Annotated in this window: 18 protein-coding genes; 16 read left to right on the plus strand and 2 right to left on the minus strand. The window is 70.6% G+C overall.

What is annotated here, in order from left to right:
- Positions 1 to 63 precede the first annotated feature (63 nt).
- The 3 genes from ASC58_RS06140 (at position 64) to ASC58_RS06150 (ending at position 4443) form a co-directional block, all read left to right on the plus strand.
- A complete protein-coding gene (locus ASC58_RS06140; protein ID WP_056916808.1) occupies positions 64 to 1122 on the plus strand; it encodes an LLM class F420-dependent oxidoreductase in 1059 nt (352 codons plus the stop codon).
- Positions 1123 to 1220: 98 nt separating this feature from the next.
- Positions 1221 to 2387 carry an acyl-CoA dehydrogenase family protein gene (locus ASC58_RS06145; protein WP_056918684.1) on the plus strand — a complete coding sequence of 389 codons (1167 nt, stop codon included), beginning with the start codon at positions 1221 to 1223 and terminating at the stop codon, positions 2385 to 2387.
- A gap of 88 nt (positions 2388 to 2475) precedes the next feature.
- Positions 2476 to 4443: a cell wall-binding repeat-containing protein gene (locus tag ASC58_RS06150; protein WP_157598382.1), complete on the plus strand. Its 1968-nt coding sequence runs from the start codon at positions 2476 to 2478 to the stop codon at positions 4441 to 4443.
- A gap of 47 nt (positions 4444 to 4490) precedes the next feature.
- On the opposite strand, the gene ASC58_RS06155 is transcribed toward ASC58_RS06150, so the two are convergent.
- Together ASC58_RS06155 and ASC58_RS06160 are read right to left on the minus strand one after the other, a co-directional pair.
- Entirely contained in the window at positions 4491 to 5945 is a 1455-nt protein-coding gene (locus ASC58_RS06155) for an NAD-dependent succinate-semialdehyde dehydrogenase (protein ID WP_056918686.1), read from the minus strand.
- A gap of 37 nt (positions 5946 to 5982) precedes the next feature.
- A complete protein-coding gene (locus tag ASC58_RS06160) occupies positions 5983 to 7050 on the minus strand; it encodes an SDR family oxidoreductase (RefSeq protein WP_056918687.1) in 1068 nt (355 codons plus the stop codon).
- A gap of 275 nt (positions 7051 to 7325) precedes the next feature.
- On the opposite strand from ASC58_RS06160, the gene ASC58_RS06165 reads away from it, so the two are divergent.
- The 13 genes from ASC58_RS06165 (at position 7326) to ASC58_RS06225 (ending at position 22357) form a co-directional block, all read left to right on the plus strand.
- A complete protein-coding gene (locus tag ASC58_RS06165; RefSeq protein ID WP_235529120.1) occupies positions 7326 to 8039 on the plus strand; it encodes a helix-turn-helix domain-containing protein in 714 nt (237 codons plus the stop codon).
- Positions 8040 to 8150: 111 nt separating this feature from the next.
- Positions 8151 to 9131 (plus strand): zinc-binding dehydrogenase, encoded by a 981-nt coding sequence (locus tag ASC58_RS06170; RefSeq protein WP_056918688.1) that lies wholly within the window; start codon positions 8151 to 8153, stop codon positions 9129 to 9131.
- A 32-nt stretch (positions 9132 to 9163) separates the two neighbouring features.
- The gene (locus ASC58_RS06175; protein WP_056918689.1) at positions 9164 to 10216 is read left to right on the plus strand and encodes a zinc-binding dehydrogenase; all 1053 of its coding nucleotides are present in this window, start codon (positions 9164 to 9166) and stop codon (positions 10214 to 10216) included.
- Complete coding sequence (locus ASC58_RS06180) at positions 10209 to 11066, plus strand: NAD(P)-dependent oxidoreductase (protein ID WP_162246823.1); 858 nt, start codon at positions 10209 to 10211, stop codon at positions 11064 to 11066. The genes ASC58_RS06175 and ASC58_RS06180 overlap by 8 nt, the downstream gene beginning before the upstream one ends.
- A 136-nt stretch (positions 11067 to 11202) precedes the next feature.
- Complete coding sequence (locus ASC58_RS06185; protein ID WP_056918691.1) at positions 11203 to 12222, plus strand: ABC transporter permease; 1020 nt, start codon at positions 11203 to 11205, stop codon at positions 12220 to 12222.
- A gap of 104 nt (positions 12223 to 12326) precedes the next feature.
- Positions 12327 to 13445, plus strand: coding sequence for a substrate-binding domain-containing protein (locus tag ASC58_RS06190; protein WP_056916824.1), 1119 nt, complete (start codon positions 12327 to 12329; stop codon positions 13443 to 13445).
- Between the two features lie 56 nt (positions 13446 to 13501).
- A complete protein-coding gene (locus ASC58_RS06195) occupies positions 13502 to 16030 on the plus strand; it encodes an ATP-binding cassette domain-containing protein (protein WP_056918692.1) in 2529 nt (842 codons plus the stop codon).
- Positions 16031 to 16047: 17 nt separating this feature from the next.
- On the plus strand, positions 16048 to 17118 hold the full coding sequence (locus tag ASC58_RS06200; protein ID WP_056916826.1) for a 2,3-butanediol dehydrogenase: 1071 nt from the start codon (positions 16048 to 16050) through the stop codon (positions 17116 to 17118).
- Positions 17119 to 17128: 10 nt separating this feature from the next.
- Positions 17129 to 17671, plus strand: a complete 543-nt coding sequence (locus tag ASC58_RS06205; RefSeq protein ID WP_200947746.1) for a VOC family protein — start codon at positions 17129 to 17131, stop codon at positions 17669 to 17671.
- A 93-nt stretch (positions 17672 to 17764) separates the two neighbouring features.
- Entirely contained in the window at positions 17765 to 19129 is a 1365-nt protein-coding gene (locus ASC58_RS06210; protein WP_056916827.1) for a Xaa-Pro peptidase family protein, read from the plus strand.
- Positions 19126 to 20190 carry a thiamine pyrophosphate-dependent dehydrogenase E1 component subunit alpha gene (locus tag ASC58_RS06215; protein WP_056918693.1) on the plus strand — a complete coding sequence of 355 codons (1065 nt, stop codon included), beginning with the start codon at positions 19126 to 19128 and terminating at the stop codon, positions 20188 to 20190. Before ASC58_RS06210 ends, ASC58_RS06215 begins: the two co-directional genes overlap by 4 nt.
- Positions 20178 to 21155 carry an alpha-ketoacid dehydrogenase subunit beta gene (locus tag ASC58_RS06220; RefSeq protein ID WP_056916829.1) on the plus strand — a complete coding sequence of 326 codons (978 nt, stop codon included), beginning with the start codon at positions 20178 to 20180 and terminating at the stop codon, positions 21153 to 21155. The genes ASC58_RS06215 and ASC58_RS06220 overlap by 13 nt, the downstream gene beginning before the upstream one ends.
- On the plus strand, positions 21152 to 22357 hold the full coding sequence (locus tag ASC58_RS06225; RefSeq protein ID WP_056918694.1) for a biotin/lipoyl-containing protein: 1206 nt from the start codon (positions 21152 to 21154) through the stop codon (positions 22355 to 22357). The genes ASC58_RS06220 and ASC58_RS06225 overlap by 4 nt, the downstream gene beginning before the upstream one ends.
- The last annotated feature ends 6 nt before the right edge of the window (positions 22358 to 22363 follow it).

Below are 22363 nucleotides of genomic sequence, written 5' to 3' on the forward strand. Positions count from 1 at the left end.
GGCGCGGTGGCTCCGGTGTGTAGTGTCGGGTCGCCGCAACACCCACGAACCAGGAGTGGTCGCATGAAGTTCGGACTCTTCGTCCCGCAGGGCTGGCGGATGGACCTCGTCGGCATCGACCCCTCGCAGCACTGGGGGGTGATGGCTGGATTGGCCCGTCGAGCCGACGCGAACGAGGACTGGACCTCGATCTGGGTCTACGACCACTTCCACACCGTGCCGATCCCGAGCGAGGAGGCGACGCACGAGGCGTGGACCCTCATGGCCGCCTTCGCCGCTGTCACCGGGCGGGTGCGGCTCGGACAGATGTGCACCTGCATGGCCTACCGCAACCCGGCCTACCTGGCGAAGGTCGCGGCCACGATCGACATCATCTCCGAGGGACGAGTCGAGATGGGTATCGGCGCCGGCTGGTACGAGCACGAGTGGCGCGCCTACGGCTACGGCTTCCCGCGCGCGGGCGAGCGTCTCGCCGCCCTCGACGAGGGCGTCCAGATCTTCCGCCAGATGTGGACCACCGGCTCGGCGACCTTCGAGGGCAAGCACTTCCAGGTCGACGGCGCCCGCTGCTACCCGCAGCCGCTGCAGGGCACCGCCGTCCCCGGGTCCAAGGGCAACGGCATCCCGATGTGGATCGCGGGCGGCGGCGAGAAGAAGACGCTGAGGATCGCGGCGCAGTACGCCGACTACACGAACTTCGACCCCAGCCCCGAGGGCTTTGCGGCCAAGAGCGCGATCCTCAAGGGACACTGCGACGACGTGGGTCGTGACTTCGGCGAGATCGTCCGCAGCGGCAACCTCAACGTCTTCATCGGGAGCAACGAGCGCGAGGTCGACGACCGGTTCGCCTCGATCCGTGACCGCCTGCTGTCGGTGGGGACCCCGGAGGCGCGGGTCGACGGACTGCTCGCCGAGTACCGCGACTCCGCGACCGTCGGGACGCCCGAGCAGATCGTGGAGAAGCTCGGCGCGCTGCAGCAGCTCGGCATGACCTACGCGATCCTCAACTTCCCCGAGGCCGCCTACGACACGACCGGCATCGCCATGTTCGAACGCGACGTGATGCCCGAGCTGCTCGACCGCGAGGAGCACGGCCACCTCTGGCACCTCGGCCGCCGCTGAGGCGGCCCCGGGGCGTGGTCCTGCTCGGTGACCCCGGCGTGGCGCAACGCACGCCGGGGCACTGCCCCAGGCGGCATACCAGCGGGTAACCTGACCTCGTGAGCACAGGGAACCCCGACTTCGACCTCTTCCGGATCTCCGAGGACCACGAGGCGCTGCGCGACGCGGTGCGCGCGGTCGCCGAGGACAAGATCGCGCCCTACGCGGCCGCCGTCGACGAGGAGGCGCGCTACCCGCAGGAGGCGCACGACGCCCTCGTGGCGTCGGACTTCTTCGCGCCCCACATCGCCGAGGAGTACGGCGGCGTCGGCGCCGACGCGCTCGCGACGTGCATCGTCATCGAGGAGGTGGCCCGTGTCGACGCGTCCGCCTCGCTCATCCCGGCGGTCAACAAGCTCGGCACGATGCCGCTGATCCTCGCGGCGAACGACGACGTCAAGAAGCGCTACCTCACGCCGGTCGCCGCGGGGGAGTCGACGTTCTCGTACGGCCTGTCGGAGCGCGAGGCCGGCTCGGACACCGCCGCGATGAAGTGCCGCGCCAGGCGCGACGGTGACGACTGGGTCCTCAACGGCCAGAAGTCGTGGATCACCAACGCCGGTGTGTCCGAGTACTACACCGTCCTGGCCGTGACCGACCCCGAGGGCCGCCGCGGCGCCAACGTCAGCGCGTTCGTCGTCGAGAAGTCCGACGCGGGGTTCACGTTCGGCGAGAAGGAGCGCAAGCTCGGCATCAAGGGCAGCCCCACCCGCGAGCTGCACTTCGACAACGTCCGCATCCCCGGTGACCGCATCGTCGGCACCGAGGGCGAGGGGCTCAAGATCGCCCTGCGCACCCTCGACCACACCCGCGTCACCATCGGTGCGCAGGCCGTCGGCATCGCCCAGGGCGCGCTCGACTTCGCCATCGGGTACGTCAAGGAGCGCAAGCAGTTCGGCAAGCACATCGCCGAGTTCCAGGGCATCCAGTTCATGCTCGCCGACATGGCGATGGCCGTGGAGGCCGCTCGCCAGATGGTCTACGTCGCGGCCGCCAAGTCCGAGCGCGGTGACAAGGACCTGCCGTTCTTCGGGGCTGCCGCCAAGTGCTACGCCTCCGACGTCGCCATGCAGGTGACCACGGACGCGGTGCAGCTGCTCGGTGGCGCGGGGTACGTGCGCGACTTCCCGCTCGAGCGGATGATGCGCGACGCGAAGATCACGCAGATCTACGAGGGCACCAACCAGGTCCAGCGCGTCGTGATGGCCCGCCAGCTGCTGGGCTGACCCGTCGGACCGGCCGAACCTGGCCCGTTCGGTTCGTTTTGTCCGCATTCACTCGGTCGCCGGCCCGGCGGCCGTTACGGTGTCCCGTGTGTCACGAGTGAGAGCCATGTCCGGTGCGTTGCTGGCCGCCGCCGTCACGGTCGGCGTCATGGCTGCGTCGGCCACCCCGGCCAGCGCCGATGACCGCAACGTCGAGCCCGGACAGCTCGCGGCTGCGGCGGCGGGCGGTGGGCTGGTCGCTGGGATCACCCGCCCCACCATCCAGGTGACCCTGCTCGGTGGCGCGAGCGTCCTCCCGGACACCTTCCGCGACCGTGCCGACGTCGTCGCCGGCGACTCGCGTCGCATCGCCGGCTCGGACCGGTTCCGGACGGCCGTGTCGGTGTCCCGCGCGATCGCCCCGAACGGCGCCGGCGAGGTCGTCCTCGCCTCCGGTGTCGACTTCCCCGACGCGCTGTCGGCCGCCCCGCTCGCCTCACGGCTGAGGGGGCCGCTGCTCCTCGTGCCGCGCGATGCCCTCCCGTCGTCCGTCGCGGCCGAGCTCGCCCGGCTGTCGCCGACGCGGGTCACCGTGGTGGGTGGTCCCGGCGTGGTCTCGGCCCGGGTCGCCGATGCAGCCCGCGCCGCTGCAGGCGGCGCCTCGGTGGCACTGCGCCGGATCTACGGCTCCGACCGGTACTCCACTTCCGCGAAGGTGGCGGGGTACTTCGCCGCCGGCGGGGCCGGAGCCGTGCTGGCCTCCGGGGCCGCCTTCCCCGACGGTGTCTCGGCGGGTCCGGTTGCGGCGGCCCTGCGCGGACCGCTCCTGCTCACGCCGCCGACATCGCTTCCCCCTTCGGTGGGCGAGCAGCTCGTGCGGCTCGCGCCCGGCCGCCTGGTCGTCGCGGGTGGCACCTCGGCCGTCTCCGCACGCACCGTCGCTGCCGCCGAGTCGGCCACGGGCGCCACGGCCGAGCGCGCCTCCGGCGCCGACCGGTATGCCACGTCGTCCGCCCTTGCGGCCATCGTCGCCCAGCTCCGCAAGGCGACGGGGGCGTACCTCGCAACGGGTCAGGGATTCGCCGACGCCCTCGTCGGTGGTGTGGGTGCCGCCACGCAGGGCGGCCCCGTGCTGCTCACCGCCCCGGGCAAGGGGGCGCTCGCGTCCGTCGCGGCAGACCTCGCTCGCTCCCGCAGGGTGGGCACCTGGCTCCAGCTCTCGCTCGACCTGCTGGCCCGCCAGCAGAAGCAGCCGCCGACTGCCTACGTCGCCTACGACGCGGCATACCAGGCTGCCTCGATCGCCACGCTCTACGGCTGGGGCTCGTCCGAGGCGCTGGCCCAGCTCTCGCGGCTGCGCAGCGTGAAGAAGCCTGACGGCGGCTACGGCATGGAACGGGCCTGGGACGCGTTCAGCGACGGCTCGGTGAACCCGCCCGACACGAGCTACCTCGTGTCGGTCACGGACCACGCGGGAGTGGGCCTGCTCGTCGGGCTCCGCGCCGGGGAGGTGCAGGCCGCCGAGGTGGGTGACCTCGTCGACCTGGTCATGGCGTGGCCCCGCGTGACGGGGGACGAGGACTGCCTCGCGTACTCCACGGCTGTCTCGGATCGGCGGTTCTGCGTCTACAACGTCAACTCGTCGGCGTCGTGGTTCCTCCAGTCGGCGTGGGACGCCGGGGTGCGGCGACCCGGTCAACAGGAGCTGGCCCAGCGCCTCTACGCGCACGACGTCTCCAAGGCCTCCGGCGGCTGGTGGCCCTACAGCTCCAACCACCTCACCACCCGCCAGGACTGGAACCACAACGCGGCGATGATCGACTTCCAGTTCCAGCTCGACGTCGAGGCCGGCCGGGCCTCCCTGGCGTCGGTGATGCCCGGCGGCTGGGTGCACCCCGACCGGTCGACGGTCAACGACGTGCAGGGCTACATGCGTCTGCTCCCCTACGCCTGCTCCTACCGCGACGGCGTGCCCGAGGCAGCCCGGATCCTGGCGGCCAAGCAGAAGGACGCCAGCGAGTCGGGGCAGCTCGCGCTGTGGTCGATCCGCACCACCGCCTCGTGCGGCCCGAACTGACGGCCCTTCCGGCGACGAGCCGGACCTAGACCCGGCTCAGGCAGGTGTCAGAGGGCGATGCCGACGTACTTCGTCTCGAGGTACTCCTCGATGCCCTCGAACCCGCCCTCACGACCGAACCCCGAGTGCTTGACCCCTCCGAACGGCGCCGCCGGGTTGGAGACGATGCCCTGGTTCACGCCGACCATGCCGAACTCGAGGGCCTCACCGACGCGCAGGGCACGCGAGAGGTCGCGGGTGAAGACGTACCCGACCAGCCCGTACTCCGTGGAGTTGGCAGCAGCGACGGCTTCGGCCTCGGTGGCGAAGGTGGTGACGGGGGCCACCGGTCCGAAGATCTCCTCGGTGAGGCATCGCGCCCCCGGTGGGACGTCGGTCAGGACCGTGGGGCCGTAGAACCAGCCGTCACCCGAAACGGGTGAGCCCCCGGTGAGGACCTTCGCCCCCCGGCCCACGGCGTCCTGGACGAGCGCATCCACCCCGTCGCGCGCCTTGGCCGTCACCAGCGGTCCGACGTCCACCCCGGCCCGGGTACCCGGACCCAGCGTCAGCGCGCCCATCCGTGCCGCGAGCTTGCCGGAGAACTCCTCCGAGACCGACTCGTGGACGAGGAAGCGGTTGGCCGCGGTGCAGGCCTCGCCCATGTTGCGCATCTTGGCGAGCATGGCGCCGTCGACTGCGGCGTCGACGTCGGCGTCCTCGAAGACGAGGAACGGGGCGTTGCCGCCGAGCTCCATGGACACCCGCAGGAGCTGCGCGGCGGACTGCTCCACGAGGGCCTTGCCCACCGGGGTGGAGCCGGTGAACGTGAGCTTGCGCAGGCGTGGGTCGCGGATCAGCGGTGCGCACACCGCCCCCGACTGCGACGTGGTGACGACGTTGACCACACCGTCCGGTACGCCGACCTCCTGCAGCAGCCGCGCGAGCGCCAGCATGGACAGTGGTGTCTCGTGCGCCGGCTTCACCACCATGGTGCAGCCCGCCGCGATGGCGGGTCCGATCTTGCGCGTGCCCATCGCGAGCGGAAAGTTCCACGGCGTGATCATCAGGGTGGGGCCGACAGGAGCCTTCATCGTGACGAGCCGTGTCGCTCCGTTGGGGGCGACGGAGAAGCGCCCGTGGACGCGGACCGCCTCCTCGCTGAACCAGCGGAAGAACTCTGCGCCGTAGGCCACCTCGGCCCGCGACTCGGCGAGCGGCTTGCCCATCTCGAGGGTCATGAGGAGGGCGAGGTCCTCGGTGCGTTCGACGAGCAGCTCGTATGCCGCGCGCAACAGCTCGGCGCGCTCGCGCGGTGGGGTCCGCGCCCACCCGGCCTGCGCCGCTGCGGCCGCATCCAGCGCGGCAGCGCCGTCCTCGACGGTGGCGTCGGCGACGTGGGCGAGGACGGCACCCGTCGCCGGGTCGTGGACCTCGAAGGTCGAACCCGAGCTCGAGTCCTGCCACGTGCCGCCGATGTACAGCTGTTTCGGCACGTCGGCGAGCAGGTCCTGACGGTTCACGCTGGTCTCCAGGGGGCTTGAGGTCGGAGGTGGCCGGTCAGACGCGGGGCACGATGCCGTTCTCGCGCAGCTGCTCGAACAGGTCGCGGAACGACTGGGCCGTGCCCTGGTAGTCCAGGAACCCGGCAGCGCGGCTCTTGCCCATGTCGGCGAAGGTCTCCACGGTGCGCCCGAGGTCGGCGTCGGTGTGCCACCAGGACGCCAGCTCGGACGCGGCATACGGCTTGAGGTCGTTGGCCTCGACGATGCCGGCCCACACCTCGTCCGCGTGGTCCATCCGACCCTCCAGCGGGGTGGGGGAGCCCGGGTACTCCGCAGGCTCGACACCGAGCGCCGCGGCGACGTCCTTCCACAGCTGCCGCCAGCGGAAGACCTCGCCGTTGACGGTGTTGAAGGCCTCGTTCTCGCCGGCCGGTTCGCTGGTGGACCAGGCCACGTGGCGTCCGAGCAGGCGGGCGTCGGTGAGGTCGGTGACGCCGTTCCACTGCTCCGGGCTGCCCGGGAACACGAAGGGCTCGCCGGTCGCGCGGCAGATCGCACCGTAGACGGCCAGCGTCACCCCCATGTTCATCGCGTTGCCCAGGGCGTAGCCGATGAGCGTGTGGGGTCGGTGCACCGACCACGTGAACGAGTGCTCCTCCGCCGCCGCGAAGAGGATGTCCTCCTGGACGTAGTAGAAGTTCTGGTGCGGCAGTCGTCCCTGCTCCTCACGGAACGGGGTGTCGGCCGGGGCGCTGGCGTAGGCCTCGAACGGCCCGAGGTAGTGCTTCAGCCCGGTGATGAGGGTCGCGTGCGTCAGCTGGTTCGTGGCGCACACGATGTCCAGGGTGTTCTGCAGCATTTCACCATTGACCCTGCAGTTCTCCGCCTCGGTGTCCTGCCGCTGCCAGGTCGCGAACACCACGTCCGTGATGGTGAGCCCGGCGATGGCTGCCCGGATCGACTCCCGGTCGAGCACGTCGGCGTACACGTGGGTGACGCCGGGGAGCTCGTACTTGGGTGACCGCGACATGCCGATCACCTCGAATCCCTTGTCCTGCAGGGCGATCGCTGAACTGTAGCCAGCCATGCCGGTAACGCCGACAACGAGGGCAGAGCGCTTCATCTGACAGGTCTCCTGAGGTGTGACGGGACAGCCAGGCGGGGGACGGGCCTGGTCCGACGGTGTGCGGCATCGTGGCGCGCATAGACCGAGGGGTCAAGTATAGGTTAACATTTTGATCACTGTCGCGAACCACTGAACGGAGAAGGGCATGCCTGAGCGCCGTCCCGGCCCGAGAGCCGTTCCGGTCGGACGCATCGACACGGTGTGGCACTGATGCGGCACGGGACCGACTGGTCCTCGCGGATCCGGGGTACCTTCGGCGGGAAGTGGATCCGATGAGCGAGGGATTGGTCACCATGCCAGTGGGACGGTTGGGCGCACGCCTGCGCGAGGAACGGACGCGGGCCGGCCTGTCCCTGCGGGGTGCGGCGCGCGAGCTCGGCGTCTCGCCGTCCTTCGTGTCGCAGATCGAGAACGGCAAGTCCCAGCCATCGGTGGCCACCTTGTACTCCCTGGCCCGCTTGCTCAACGTCTCCATCGACGAGCTCTTCGCCGTGGAGTCGGAGACGCCGGATCCTGCTGCGACACCGGTGCGTTCGCTTGGGTCCACGCCGAAGAAGCGCAAGGCCGTAGGGGTGGTGGGCAAGCTCCCCGCCCGCTCCGACATCAGCTCGCCGGCGGAGGCCTTCCCCCAGGAGTCGAGCCACAGCCGGGTCGCCGTGACGCGGCCGGGGGAGCGCTCGCGGCTCGAGATGGACACCGGCGTGGTGTGGGAGCGACTGGCCACGAACACGGGGCCGGACTTCGACTTCATGGAGATCATCTACCCGGCGCACAGCAGCTCGACGAGCGACGGGCGGATGCTGCAGCACGCCGGCTTCGAGTTCGGGTACCTCGTCGAGGGGGAGCTCGAGATCACCGCGGGTTTCGACGTGTTCACCCTGCGCGCCGGGGACTCGATGAGCCTGGACTCCTCCCTGCCCCACCTCCTCACGAACCGCGGCGACGAGCCGGCGCGGGGCATCTGGCTCGTCGCGCACCAGCACTGAGGCGACGATCGTTCGGTAGTTCTTGACACCGAACGCCGCAGCGTTAACCATGTATGAACACATAGTGTCCCTCGCGGATGCTGCGACAACGACGTCGACCGAGAGGTGCGCATGAAGGCGCTGCAGTTCGAAGCCCCCTCCACCTACGCGGTGAACGAGCTGGATCTCCCGCGCATCGGCGATGACGAGGTCCTCGTCGCCAGCCGCGCGGTGGGCGTCTGCCACTCGGACATCGAGCTGCTCGAAGGCCGCTACATCATCCCCTTCGAGTACCCGGTGATCCCGGGGCACGAGTGGGCCGGCGAGGTCGTCCAGGTGGGGCGGGGCGTGACCGGCTACGGGCCCGGCGACCGGGTCGTGGGGGAGTGCGTCATCGGCAGCGACCACTTCGGCTTCAGCATCAGCGGCGCGGCCGCCGAGTTCTTCGTCGCGAAGGAGTCGTGGCTGCACCGCCTCCCGGACGCGCTGTCGTGGACCCAGGGCGCCCTGGTCGAACCCTTCAGCTGCGGCTACTACGCCACCGTGCAGGCCGACAACCTCGACGCCAGCGACACCGTGCTGGTCTACGGAGCCGGCCCCATCGGGCTCGGCGTGGTCGCCGCATCCGCGGGCAAGCGGGCCAAGGTCATCGTCGCCGAGCCGTCGGCCGCCCGGTCCGGCCTGGCGCAGACGCTCGGGGCGGAGATCGCCCTCGACCCGACGTCGGCCGACTTCGAGGACGCGGTCAAGGAGCACACCGACGGCCAGGGGCCGAGCGTCGTGATCGAGGCGAGTGGTCGCCCGGAGGCGATGGCCTCTGCGCTGGAGGTCGCGGGTTTCCGCGCCCGACTGGTCTACGTCGGCATCGACGTGGGCTCCTCGGTGCCGGCGAAGCTCGGTCTCTTCCAGTCCAAGGAGCTCCAGGCGCGGGGGATCATCGGCTCACCCGGCGTGTGGCCCCAGACCCTGCGCTTCCTGGCTCGCAGCGGTGTCGACCTCTCCCCCCTGGTCACGTGCCAGGTCCCCCTCCTCGAGGGTGACCGAGGCATCCGGACCGTCCTCGAGGACAAGGCGCAGGTCAAGGTCCACCTGACGTCCGACGCGACGCTGTAGGTCCACCGAGCCCTGAAGAGAAGGACATTCGCATGCTTGCAGGAGTTCTCCACGCACCGGGTGACCTCAGGGTCGAGGAGGTGGCCGACCCCACGCCGAAGACGGGCGAGGTCGTCATCGAGGTGTTCCACAACGGCCTCTGCGGTACCGATGCCACGGAGTACAGCAAGGGACCGATGATGGTCCCGCTGCAGACCCGCCACCCCGGCAGCGGACACGTGGGCCCGACCATCCTCGGCCACGAGTTCATCGGTCGCGTCGTGGGATCGGCTCCGGACGCCAGCGAATGGGTCGGGAAGACCGTGGCCTCCGGGGCGGGTGTCTCCTGCGGAGCCTGCGCGTGGTGCCGCCGTGGGCGGACGAACCTCTGCGCCTCGTACTACACGCTGGGTCTGTCGACGCACGGGGGACTGGCCCAGTTCGTGGCTGCCCCCGCCTCGACCCTGGTGGAGGTCCCCGCGGGCATGCGCACCGTCGATGCCGCGCTGGCGCAGCCGCTCGCGGTGGGGCTGCACGCCGTCGACCGCGCCGGCATCCGCCCGGGTGACACGGTCCTCGTCCTCGGGGCGGGCGCCATCGGCTCCTTCATCCTCGCAGGGCTGACCGGTCACGACGGTGAGGTCGTGGTGGCCGACATCGACGACGCGAGGTTGGCGGCGGCCACCACCCTGGGTGCGAGCCGCACCATCAAGCTGACCGCGGACACCTCGACGGAGGCCGTCGCCGACCTCGTCGGCGGCCAGGTCGACGTCGTCATCGAGAGCTCCGGTGCCCCCGGGGCGGCTGCGAGGGCCCTGGACCTCGCCGTCCGCGGTGGGCGGGTCCTGCTGGTCGGCCTGTCGAAGGCGCCCCAGCCGATCGCCCTCGCGGGGGTTGTCCTGAGGGAGGTGGACGTCGCGACGACGGTGGCCCACGTGTGCGGAACCGACCTCCCCCGGGCCCTCGCGCTGCTCGACCGGACGCGTCTGAGCGATGCCGTCGGCGTCAGGACGATCGCGCTGGCAGACGTCGTCCCGCAGGGGCTGGACCCCCTGGCCGCCGGCACCGCCGGACAGAAGATCCTCGTGGACCCCCGTCGTGGCTAGGGTCGCCGTCCTCGGGGCGGGGCGCATGGGTGGGGCCGTCGCCCGCAAGGTGGCCGGTGCCGGGCACGACGTCCCACTGTGGAACCGCACGCGCGCCACGGCCGAGGCCGTCGCCGAGGGGCACGAGCGCCTGGTCGTCGCGGACACGGCCGCGGAAGCGGTCGCGGGCGCCGACGTGGTGCTCACCATGATGGCGACCGGTGCTGCCACGTGCGAGGTGCTGCTGGCCGATGACGTGCAGGGCGCGTACGCCGACGACGTCGTCGTCGTCGACCTGGGCACCAGTGGCGTCGAGGCCGCGCACCGCCTTGCCGAAGGCCTGTCGCAGCGAGGGGTGTCCTTCGTCGACGCCCCCGTCTCGGGGAGCGTCCCGGCTGTCGAGGGCGGCACCCTGCTCGTCATGGCCGGGGGCCCGGAGGATGCCATCGCGCGGGCCGAGGGGGTGCTCGGTGCCATCGCCCGCAGGGTGATCCGCGTCGGGGATCCCGGGGCCGGCCAGGTCATGAAGCTCGCCGTCAACCTCGTCCTGCACGACCTGAACGCTGCGCTCGCCGAGTCGCTGCGGCTCGCCGAGGGAGCGGGTCTCTCGCGTGAGGACGCGTATGCCGTGCTCCAGGAGAGCGTGGTCGGCGCACCGTACGTGCAGTACAAGCGGGGCGCCTTCCTGGACACCGCGACACCGGTGGCCATGACGCTGGCGCTGGTGGCCAAGGACCTCCAGCTCATCACCGAGCAGGCCCGTCGCACGGGTGCGCCGGCCGTGGTGACCGAGCAGGTGCTGCGCACCGTGCAGCTCGCCGTGGAGTCGGGCTTCGGCGACCGGGACATGGCCGATCTCAGCCGCGTCTGAGCGCGACGGTCCGCCGGTGGGACGAACCCATAGGCGTAAACCCCTTGTGAACACCTCAGCACAGTTGTACAGTCACACCTAACGAACTGCAGTCGTTCTGTGAACACTGCGGAGGACCTCGACGAGGAGGCACGGGATGGCATCGACCGACGGCGCCCACGGCAGCAGCCCGCGGCGAACCCTGCCCGTGCTCTCGCGCGGACTGTGGACCGTCCTGGCCGCCCTGGCCCTCCTGGCCGTCGTCTCGATCGTCTTCGCCCCGAGCAGCATGAGCTCCGGAGCGCTCCAGGGAATGCTGCCGTTCGCTGCGGTCCTGGCGATCGTGGCCATCGGCCAGACCCTGGTCGTCATGCAGGGTGGCTTCGACCTGTCCGTCCCGGGATCGGTGTCCATCGTCGTCGTGATCGTCACCCACCAGGCCTACGGGAACGACGCGAAGGTCCTCCCTGCGGCGCTGATGGCGCTGGGCGTGGTGCTCGTCGCCGGACTGGTCAACGGGTTCCTGATCGGTCGGATGGGTCTGAACCCCATCGTCGCGACGCTCGGGGTGAACGCCCTGCTGTATGCAGGTGTCCTCGGCATCTCAGGAGGCACCCCCCGCCAGACCACCGACCTGCTGGCCAGCGTGGCCGGCGGAACCCTCCTGTGGGTCCCGAACTCGCTGCTCGTCGCGGTCGTCACGGTCGCCGTCACGACCCTGGTGGTCAAGCGCACCGTGGCAGGTCGCAGGTTCGAGGCCGTGGGGGCGAACGGCAGGGCGGCATGGGCGACCGGCCTACGGGTGCAACGACATCGCGCCGGCGGGTACGTGGCCGCCCAGGTGCACTACTGGCTGGGAGGTCTGCTGCTCGCGGGCATCCTCAACAAGCCCACCGCCTACCAGGGCGACCGCTACCTGCTGCCCTCGGTGGCCGCCGTCGTCCTCGGCGGGACCTCGCTGCTGGGCGGCCGCGGCAACATCGCCGCCACGGCGATCGCCGCGTTGTTCCTCACGCAGCTCGACCAGCTGGTGCTCGCGCTGGGCGTCAACTTCGCCGTCGAGACGCTCGTGCAGGCGGCAGCCTTCGCCATCGGCGTGGCCCTCTACTCCATCGAGTGGCGCCGTCTGCGCGAACGGTTCGCCCGCAGCCCCGGGCCGGTCGCGTCCCCCTCCTGACCACCACGCAGCACCCCTGCTCCGCCCCACGCCGTCGCCCCGTCGCCTCCCCTGACGCGGCTCTACCCAACGCTGTCCCGTGCACCACAGAAAGGTCCAGAACCATGAAGGAATCCACGAGCAAGATCCGGCTGATGGCCTCCTGCGGCGCCGTCGCCCTCTCGCTGGCAGCGTGCAGCAGCACCGGAACCACAGCGGGCGGTGACACGAGTGGATCGGCCAGTGGTGCGACCGTGGCCGGCGCCCCGTCCTGGTGCGGCACCAAGAAGATCTCCCTCGGCCTGACCGACGGGTTCGGCGGCAACAGCTGGCGCCTGGTCACGACGGCCGCGGCCAAGGAGGAGATCGCCAAGTGCCCGAGCGTCACGAACTTCACCTACGCCGACGGGCAGGGTGACACCCAGAAGGCCATCTCCGACATCCAGGGACTGGTCGCCAAGGGCGTCAACGCGATGGTGGTCTTCCCCGACGCCGGCAACGCGATGCTCCCCGCCCTGCGCAGCGCCTTCAAGGCGGGCGTGGTCACCGTGCCCTACCGCGTGAACCCGGGCGGGACGGCCAAGGCCGACTACAACGTGTGGATCGGGGCCGACTTCACCACCGACGGCAAGAACTGGGGCGACTGGATCGTCAAGAACCTCCCCGACGGCGGCAACGTCCTCTTCCTCTCCGGACCTGCGGGCAACAGCCAGGGCGTCGACGAGCTGAAGGGCATGAAGTCCGTGCTCGACCCCACGGGCAAGTACAAGTTCATCGGTCAGTCGCCGTTCGAGGTGACCAACTGGGACCCGTCCAAGACCCAGCAGGTGCTCAGCGCGGCCATCGCCAAGTACCCGAAGATCGACGTCATCGTCTCGGACTTCGGCCCGTCCCTCGTGGGCGCCCTGCCCGAGTTCGAGAAGTCCGGCCGGTCGATCCCGATGATCGCCACGTCCGACGGCAACGTGCTCTCCTGCTTCTACGAGGCGCACAAGGCCAAGAACCCGGACTTCAAGCTCATGACGGTCGCCACCGGCAACGACAACGCCCGCCTCGCCGTCCAGTGGGCCGTGGCGCTCGCCACCGGCGGCAAGACGCCGAGCGACGACGTGTTCAAGGCGCCGATGTTCGAGGACTCGGTCAGCTCCACGCCGCACCCCGTCACCTGCGAGAAGGCCCTGCCCGGGGACATCTACCTCTCCGCCCAGATGGCCGGCGACGCCCAGGCGAAGCTGCTGAAGTAAGTCCCACGTGAGGCGATCCCATGTCGAAGATGCACGTTGATGTCCAGGACGGATCCATGAGCGACCAGACGCAGGACCGGACTCCGGCCGACCTCGCCACCGACCTCAGGTCGGCGATGAGGCTGACCGAGATCAGCAAGCACTACGACGGCGTGGCCGCCCTCACCGACGTCTCCCTGACCATCCGGCCGGGAGAGGTGCACGCGCTGCTCGGGGAGAACGGTGCCGGCAAGTCGACGCTCATGGGCGTCGCCACCGGCTCCGTCCTCCCCGACGGCGGGACGATCGAGGTCGACGGGGAGCCCATCGACTCGCTGACGCCGGCCCGGGCGACGCAGCTGGGGATCGCGATCGTCCACCAGCACCCTGCGGTGCTGCCGGACATGACCGTGGCGGAGAACATCCGGGTGGCGGTCCAGGCCGACCGGCTCGGTGGGCGCAGGGCCGCCGAGTCGACCATGCGCCAGGTCCTGGACGACGTGGGCTCGACCGCCCACCTCGAGGACCGCGTCGACTCGTTGAGCGTCGCACAGCGGCACCTGCTCGAGCTGGCCAAGGCGATGCTGGTCAAGCCGACCATCCTCATCCTCGACGAGCCGACCGCCCCCCTCGGCCCGGAGTCGGTAGACCGCCTCTTCGCCTGGGTCAGGCGGGCCGCCGAGCGCGGCACCGCGGTCGTCTACATCACCCACCGCCTCGCCGAGGTCCGCGAGCTGGCGCAGCGGGTGACCGTGCTGCGCGACGGTCGCGTGCGCGGCACGGCCGAGGTGGACACGATCACCGACGACGAGCTGCTGGCCCTGATCGTCGGACGCCAGCTCGAGTACACGTTCCCGCCCAAGCGCCCGGACGTGGTCGACGCAGAGGAGTTCCTCACCGTCGAGGGCCTCTCCGGCAAGGGCTTCAACGACGTCTCCTTCACCGCCAGTCGAGGAGAGGTCCTGGGGATCTCGGGCATCGTCGGGAACGGCCAGAGCGACCTGCTGCGCGCCCTCAACGGGCTCGAGCCGTTCACGGGGACCGTCAGGATCGGCGCCAAGGACCACACGGCGAAGCAGCTGGCGCACGCGACGGCATACCTCCCTGCGGACCGGCACGTCGAGGGACTGATGATGACCCTCTCGGTCCGGGAGAACGCGGCGCTCGCCGCACTGGGCCGGTTCCGCAAGGGATGGCTGCTTGACCGCGGCGCCGAGGTCGAGACGGTCGGCGCGGAGCTCAAGGACCTGGCCGTGAAGACCGCCTCGCAGGAGACCGAGGTCTCGGCGCTGTCGGGCGGCAACCAGCAGAAGGTGGTGCTCGCGCGCGCACTGCTGTCGCGACCCAAGCTGCTCGTCGCCGACGAACCCACCCAGGGCGTGGACGTGGGAGCGCGCGCGGAGATCTACCGCATCCTGCGAGAGGTCTCCGACAGCGGCGTACCCGTGGTCGTCGCGTCCTCGGACGCCAAGGAGCTCGAGGGGCTCTGCGACCGCGTCATCGTGATGTCGAGGGGCTCGGTGGTCAACACCTTCGCCGGCGCGGACGTCACCGAGAGCAACCTCATCGACGCGGCCGTGCGAGCCACCAGCCGGACGAAGTCCAAGGACCGGGCGGTCGCGTCGACCAGCGCGACCGGTTCCACCCGGGTCGGGCGCTTCCTGCAGGGTGACTACGCCCCGGTCCTGATCCTCGCCCTGGTCATGATCGCGCTGGGCGGCTACATCTACGCGCAGAACCCCCGTTTCCTCTCTGCGTTCAACATCACCAGCGTCACGATGTCCTGCGCCGCACTGGGATTCATCGCCCTGGGCCAGACCGTCGCACTCCTCTCCGGAGGCATCGACCTGTCCGTCGGCCCACTGGCAGGCTTCGTCGTCGTCATCGGTTCGTTCTTCCTCGTCAACGGGAAGTCACCGGCCTTCATGGCCCTCGGGATCGTCCTCATGGTGCTGGCCTCGGCCGGTGTCGGGGCGGTCAACGGCTCGCTGATCCGGTACGCCAAGTTCACCCCGGTCGCCGCGACCCTCGCGGCCTACATCGCCCTGCAGGGGCTGAGCCTCCTGCTGCGCAGCGCGCCGGGCGGCAACATCGCGGACGGTGTCACCGCGTTCCTCCAGCTCGGGGTCGGCCCGGTCCCCAACGTGTTCATCCTGCTCGTCATCGCCGCGGTGGTGATGGAGTGCCTGCTGCGCTACAGCGGGTGGGGGAGGCGGCTGCGCGCCGTCGGGTCCGACGAGGGCTCGGCCCGACGGGTCGGGGTCAAGGTCGACCGCACGGTGGTGCTCGGCTACGTCGTGGCCTCGCTGTTCGTCTTCCTGGGCTCCGTCGTCCTGCTCGTGCAGCTCGGGATCGGCGACCCCACCCAGGGCGTCGGCTACACCCTGAGCAGCATCACGGCCGTCGTGCTCGGTGGCACCAGCCTCCTGGGTGGTCGGGGGACGTTCATCGGCACGCTCCTCGGTGCCGGACTGATCATCGAGCTGCTGAACGCGACGGTCTTCCTCGACCTCTCGCAGACGTGGCAGTACCTGTTCCAGGGCGGGCTCATCGTGGCCGCCGCCGTCATCTACGGGCGCGTCCGCGGCGCGCGCGCCAGCGTCTAGACCAGGAGGACACCCCCATGCGGGCAGCACGGTTCCACGGCAAGTCCGACATCCGCGTCGAGGACGTCGACGTCCCCCAGATCCACGAGCACGACGAGGTGCTCGTCGAGGTCCTGTGGTGCGGCATCTGCGGCACCGACCTCCACGAGTACATGGTCGGTCCCATCGTCACGCCGGTGACGCCACATCCGCTCACCGGCGTGACGCTTCCACAGGTGCTGGGTCACGAGTTCTCCGCGCGGGTGGTGGAGGTCGGTCGGAGCGTCAGTGACGTGGCGGTCGGTGACCGGGTCGCCATCATGCCCGCCATCGTCTGCGGACGGTGCCGCTTCTGCCGGGAGGGCCTGGGCCACCTCTGCGAGAAGTTCGCCTGCACCGGACTGTCCGCGGAGACCGGTGGCCTCGCGCAGTATGCGGTGCTGAAGGAGTACCAGGTCAGCCGCCTGCCGGACTCGGTGTCGGACGTCGAGGGTGCGGTCGTCGAACCCGCCAGCGTCGCGGCATACGGCATCGACCGCGTCGGGGTCCGCGGCGGTGACATCGTCCTCGTCACCGGTGCCGGCCCGATCGGTGTCCTGTCGGCGATGTACGCGAGCGCCCTGGGCGCCACCACCGTCGTGATCGCCGAACCCAACCCCAACCGTGCGGCGTTGGCCCGGGCGATGGACATCGGGCCGGTGGTCGACCCCACCCAGGACGGTTTCGCCGACTTCATCGCCGAGACGACCGAGGGGCGGGGCGTCGACATCGTGGCCGAGTGCTCCGGCTCGACGCCAGGGCTCACCACGGCGATGGACAGCGTGCGCACCCGCGGCAGCATCGTCCAGACCGGGCTGCACACCCGGCCCGCGACGATCGACGCGATGCGCTTGTCGGAGAAGGACATCAGCTACATCGGGAGCTGGTGCTACCTCATCACGGACTGGCCCCGCATCATCCGGCTGATCGCGTCGGGCAAGTACCCCGTCGCCAAGGCGGTCACGACCCGGATCGGGCTCGAGGACGTCGTGTCCCGAGGCTTCGACGTCCTCGTCAACCCGACCGGTGACCAGCTCAAGGTCCTCGTGTCGCCGACGACGTCGGGCTGAGGCGACGGTCATGGCGATCACCATCCAGGCCATCCACCACGTGGGCCTCGTCGTCCGGGACCTCGACCGGTCGATCTGGTTCTACCACGACCTGCTCGGGCTGCCCTTCGTCAACGAGCCGACGCCCTGGTTCGAGGGACCGGAGCTGTCCGTCGGTGTGGGGGTTCCCGGAGCCAGGCTCCGCCAGGTCTCCCTGCTCGCCGGCGAGACCATCATGGAGCTCATCGAGTACGCCGAGCGGCCCGACGGCGGGCCGCAGCCGCCGCCCAACAACAACCTCGGCGCGGCCCACGTGTGCTTCAAGGTGGCCGACGTCGCGGCGACCAAGGCAGAGCTCGAGAGCCACGGGGTGGCGTTCTACTCCGAGGTGAACGTCGTGGACGACGGGCCGCTCGCCGGCTGGCGCTGGGTCTACTTCAGCGACCCCGACGGCCTGGCGCTCGAGCTCGTCGAGATCGCCTACTACGACCAGGAGGCGCGCCGGCTCGCGGCCGCGGAGTACCTGCGTTCCAGACCGTCGAAGGAGCAGGCCGAGAGTCGCGTGCCCGCCTGAGGCGACCCGCAGGCTCGCCCCCGCCGACCCCGCTCGGCACCCCACCCGTGCCACCCGCCCCCGACTTTTCTTGCACAGACCCGAGGAGAACTCATGGTTTCGCCGACATACGGCACGAACGCCGTCGACTGGGAGAACCGCCTGGACATGGACCGACTGCGGTCCGAGCGGTTGGCGCGCCTCAAGGAGGAGCTCGACCGTTCCGACCTCGGTGCCCTGCTGACGTTCGACTTCCACAACATCCGGTACATGACCAGCACCCACATCGGCACCTGGGCCATGGACAAGATGATCCGCTTCGCACTGCTGCCACGCGGTGGTGACCCGGTGCTGTGGGACTTCGGCTCCGCCGCCAGCCACCACACCCTGCAGGCACAGTGGCTCGACGAGCCGCACCGCGCCGCCGGGCGCGGTGACCGCTACGGCTCCAGGGCCGGAATCTCCACGCTGCGCGGGGCGATCTCGCCGGCGGCAGGTCGCGCCGAGGACGTCGCCCGCAAGGTGGCCGAGGTGATGCGCGACTTCGGGCTCGAGGGCCAGGCCGTCGGTGTCGACATCGTCGAACCCCCTGTCGCCGCAGCGCTCAAGGCCGCAGGGCACGAGGTCGTCGACGGGCAGCAGGTCTTCCTCGAGGCGCGTCGGATCAAGACCCGCGACGAGATCGGGCTGCTGACCCAAGCCGCGTCGATGGTCGACGGAGCCTACGAGCAGCTGTACGACTTCCTGCGCCCCGGGATCAAGGAGAACGAGTGCGTCGGCCTCGTGAGCAAGGTGCTCTACGACCTCGGGTCGGAGCACGTCGAGGGGGTCAACGCGATCTCCGGCGAGCGCTGCGCACCCCACCCGCACGTCTTCAGCGACCGGATCATCAGGCCCGGCGACCCGGCCTTCTTCGACATCCTGCACAGCTTCATGGGTTACCGGACCTGCTACTACCGCACCTTCGCCGTCGGCAGCGCGTCGCGCGGCCTGCGTGACGCCTACACGATCTGCCGCGAGTACATGGACCGCGCGATCGACCTCGTGAAGCCCGGCGCCACCACCGCAGACATCGTCTCGGTGTGGCCGACGGCGCAGGAGTTCGGGTTCGCCAACGAGGAGGCGGCCTTCGCCCTCCAGTACGGCCACGGCATCGGGCTGTCGATCTGGGAGCGGCCGATCTTCAGCCGCATGACGTCGCTCGAGCACCCCGAGACCCTCGAGGAGGGCATGGTCTTCGCACTCGAGACGTACTGGCCGTCCGCGGACGGGTGGGGCGCCGCGCGCATCGAGGAGGAGCTGGTCGTGACCAAGGACGGGTGCGAGGTCATCACGAAGTTCCCCGCCGAGGACCTGCTGGTCGCGGGCAAGCGCTACTACACGACCGGCGGCTACCTGCCGACGGTGCGGGACAGCCAGTCCCACCTCAACCGCACCAGGTCGACGTCGGTCGTCGGCGTGGGGGAGGAGAGCCGATGAGGTCACCACTGACCGACCACGTCTACGGACAGCACGCGTCCGTCCTGCCACCGCAGGACCAGACCCGGCACGACGGGGACGACATCGACCTGGCCGTGCGCACGGGCCTGTACCGGAGCATGCGCGAGATGCGTGTCTTCGAGAAGCGCGCCTACGACCTGTTCATGAAGCAGCTGGTCAAGGGCACCAGCCACCTCTCGCTCGGCATGGAGGCCATTGCTGCCGGCTTCGGGCAGGCGATGCGCCGCGACGACTACACCTTCGCGACCTACCGCGGGCACGCCCACACGCTCGCCCGTGGCGTCCCCATGACCCCCGTCCTGGCCGAGCTCCTGGGCCGCGCCAACGGGCTACTCGGTGGCAAGGGTGGATCGATGCACCTCACCAGCGTCGAGCACGGGATGATGGGCTCTTACGCGATCATCGGTGCCCACCTCACGATCGCCAACGGTGCGGCGTGGTCGGCCCAGTACCGCGGTTCCGGCCAGGTCGCCGTGTGCTTCTTCGGTGACGGCACCACCAACATCGGCGCCTTCCACGAGGCCCTCAACTACGCCGCCGTGTACAAGCTGCCGGTCGTCTTCGTGTGCGAGAACAACATGTACATGGAGTACACCTCGATCTTCGACATCACTGCTGTCGAGCGGCCGGCCGCCGACCGTGCGTCGGCCTACGGCCTCGAGCCGGTGCTGATCGACGGGAACGACGCCGACGAGGTCTACCTGGCCGCCGGGCGGGCGCTGGACCGGGCTCGCGCCGGGGACGGCCCCAGCCTGATCGAGGCGGTGACCTACCGCCACGGCGGCCACTCCCGCGCCGATCCGGGCAAGTACCGGCCCAGCGAGGAGGTCGAGGCGTGGAAGGCGTACGACCCACTCGACGTCTACCGCGACCGGCTCATCAGGCTCGGTGTGTCCGCCGACGAGCTCCTCGCGATCGACGCGGAGGTGCTGGCCGCGGTCGACACCGCCACCCAGGAAGCGATCGCCGGTGACCTGCCCGCACCGGAAAGCGCCTTCACGGATCTCTGGGCGGATGGAGGCTGGTCATGGCGCAACTGACGTACCGCGACGCCGTCGCACGAGGGATCGCCCAGGAGATGCGACGCGACGAGCGCGTCCTGCTCGTCGGCGAGGACGTGGCCGGCGCGGGCGGGGTGTTCAAGACGACCGTGGGCCTGCTCGACGAGTTCGGCCCCACCCGGGTCGTCGACACCCCCATCTCGGAGCAGGCCATCCTCGGAGCGGCCATGGGCGCCGCCATGACCGGCCTGCGCCCCGTCGCCGAGATCATGTTCTCCGACTTCTTCGCCGTCTGCTGGGACATCGTCGTCAACCAGATCGCCAAGACGCGGTACATGACCGGCGGCCAGGTCAGCCTGCCGCTGGTCATCAAGACCGGCAACGGTGGTGGCCTGCGGTTCGGTGCGCAGCACTCCCAGTCGATCGAGAACTGGGCCATGGCGATCCCCGGCCTCAAGGTCGTCACGCCCTCGACCCCCGAGGACGTCGTCGGCCTCATGGCCGCGGCCATCCGTGACGACGACCCGGTGATCTTCTGCGAGCACAAGGGCCTGTACGCGTCCAAGGGCGAAGTCCCCGACGGCGACATCATCGACTCCCTGGGTACCGCGAAGGTCCGTCGCCCGGGCAGGGACGCGACGATCCTGTCGCTCGGCATGATGGTGCCGCGGGCCCTGGCCGCGGCCGAGGCGCTGGCCGCGCGGGGCATGGACGTCGAGGTGATCGACGTGCGCTCCCTCGTCCCGCTGGACACGCAGACGATCCTCGGGTCCGTGTCGCGGACCGGTCGGCTGTTCACGGTGGAGGAGAACCCGCAGCTGCTGGGATGGGGAGCGGAGATCGCGTCCCTCGCCAGCGACGAGTGCTTCTGGGACCTCGACGGCCCGATCCAGCGGATCACCACCCCCCACATCCCGCTCCCCTCGGCCGACTCGCTCGAGGACCTCGTCATGCCCTCCGAGGAGAGCATCGCGACCACCATCGAGAAGGCGCTGCAGTCGTGACCGGAGGACGGGAGGGGCGGGTCGCCGTCACGATGCCCCAGCTCGGCGAGACCGTCGCCGAGGGAACCGTCCTGCGGTGGCTCAAGCAGGTGGGCGAAGCGGTGGCCGACCAGGAGCCGCTGCTCGAGATCTCGACGGACAAGGTCGACGCCGAGGTGCCCTCGCCGGCCGCCGGCGTGCTGGCAGAGATCGTCGTCGGCGAGGACGAGACCGTCGACGTCGGAACGGTCCTCGCCCATGTCGCGCCCGGTGCTCCATCGCCCGGGCAGCGGGCCGAGGCCACGGGTGCACCGCCCGTCGAGCCGGCGGCCGAGGAGCGCTCGCCGTCACCCCCCAGCGGCGAGCGCTCCTCCCCGCCCGCCGGCGGGCCGCGCCACCGGCACTCACCGCGGGTGCGGCGGCTCGCACACGACAGCGGCGTCGACCTCGCCTCCCTCACCGGGACGGGGCCTGCAGGCCGGGTCACCCCCGACGACGTGGAGCGTGCCGCCCGGCACGCCGCCCCCGAACCCGTTCCCTCTCCGGAGGCGCCGGTGTCCGTACCGACCCGGGCCGCGCCCCAGCGCGTGTCGACTGCGGCGGCCACCGAGCCGTTGCCGAGCCTGGCGAGGAGCTCCGCCCCGGCTGCGAACCGTGCGTTCCGCACCCTGGTCGCCGAGGTGGACGTCCCTGCGGCGCAGTGGGTCGGCTCCTCCGACCAGGCGTCCGTCCCGGTGCCCGGCTCGGCAGCGGCGGCAGTCGTCGCAGCAGTCGCTGGTGCCCTGCGCAGTCACCCCTCGCTCCTGGCCCCCGGGGCCGGCGCCGACGCGGGCGACCTGGCCGTCTCGTGGTCGACCGGGTCCGGCACCACCTCCTGCCTGCTGTCGCAGGCCGGTGAGCTGAACGTCGGGGGAGTCGCCCAGCGGCTCCTCGCCGGGGCCACCGCTGGCGAGCCCCCGCCCGGGGCCGGCTTCACGGTGAGCCTCCTCCAGGACACCGACGTGCTCTTCGAGGTCGCCGAACCCCCGCCGGGTCAGGTCGCGACCATCGTCTTCGGCACCCCGACCCGACGCGTGGTCGTGGTCGATGCCGACGGCTCACCCGGCATCGCCATCCGCCAGCGGTCCTCCGTGGCCCTCAGCCACGACCCGGGGACCGTCTCGAGGGAGGCCGCCCTCGCCTTCCTCCGGGACGTGGTCCGCCGGGCACACTCCCGCGCCTAGCCGTCC

Origin of the sequence: Phycicoccus sp. Root101, from assembly GCF_001426245.1 — a bacterium.
Taxonomy (GTDB): domain Bacteria; phylum Actinomycetota; class Actinomycetes; order Actinomycetales; family Dermatophilaceae; genus Pedococcus.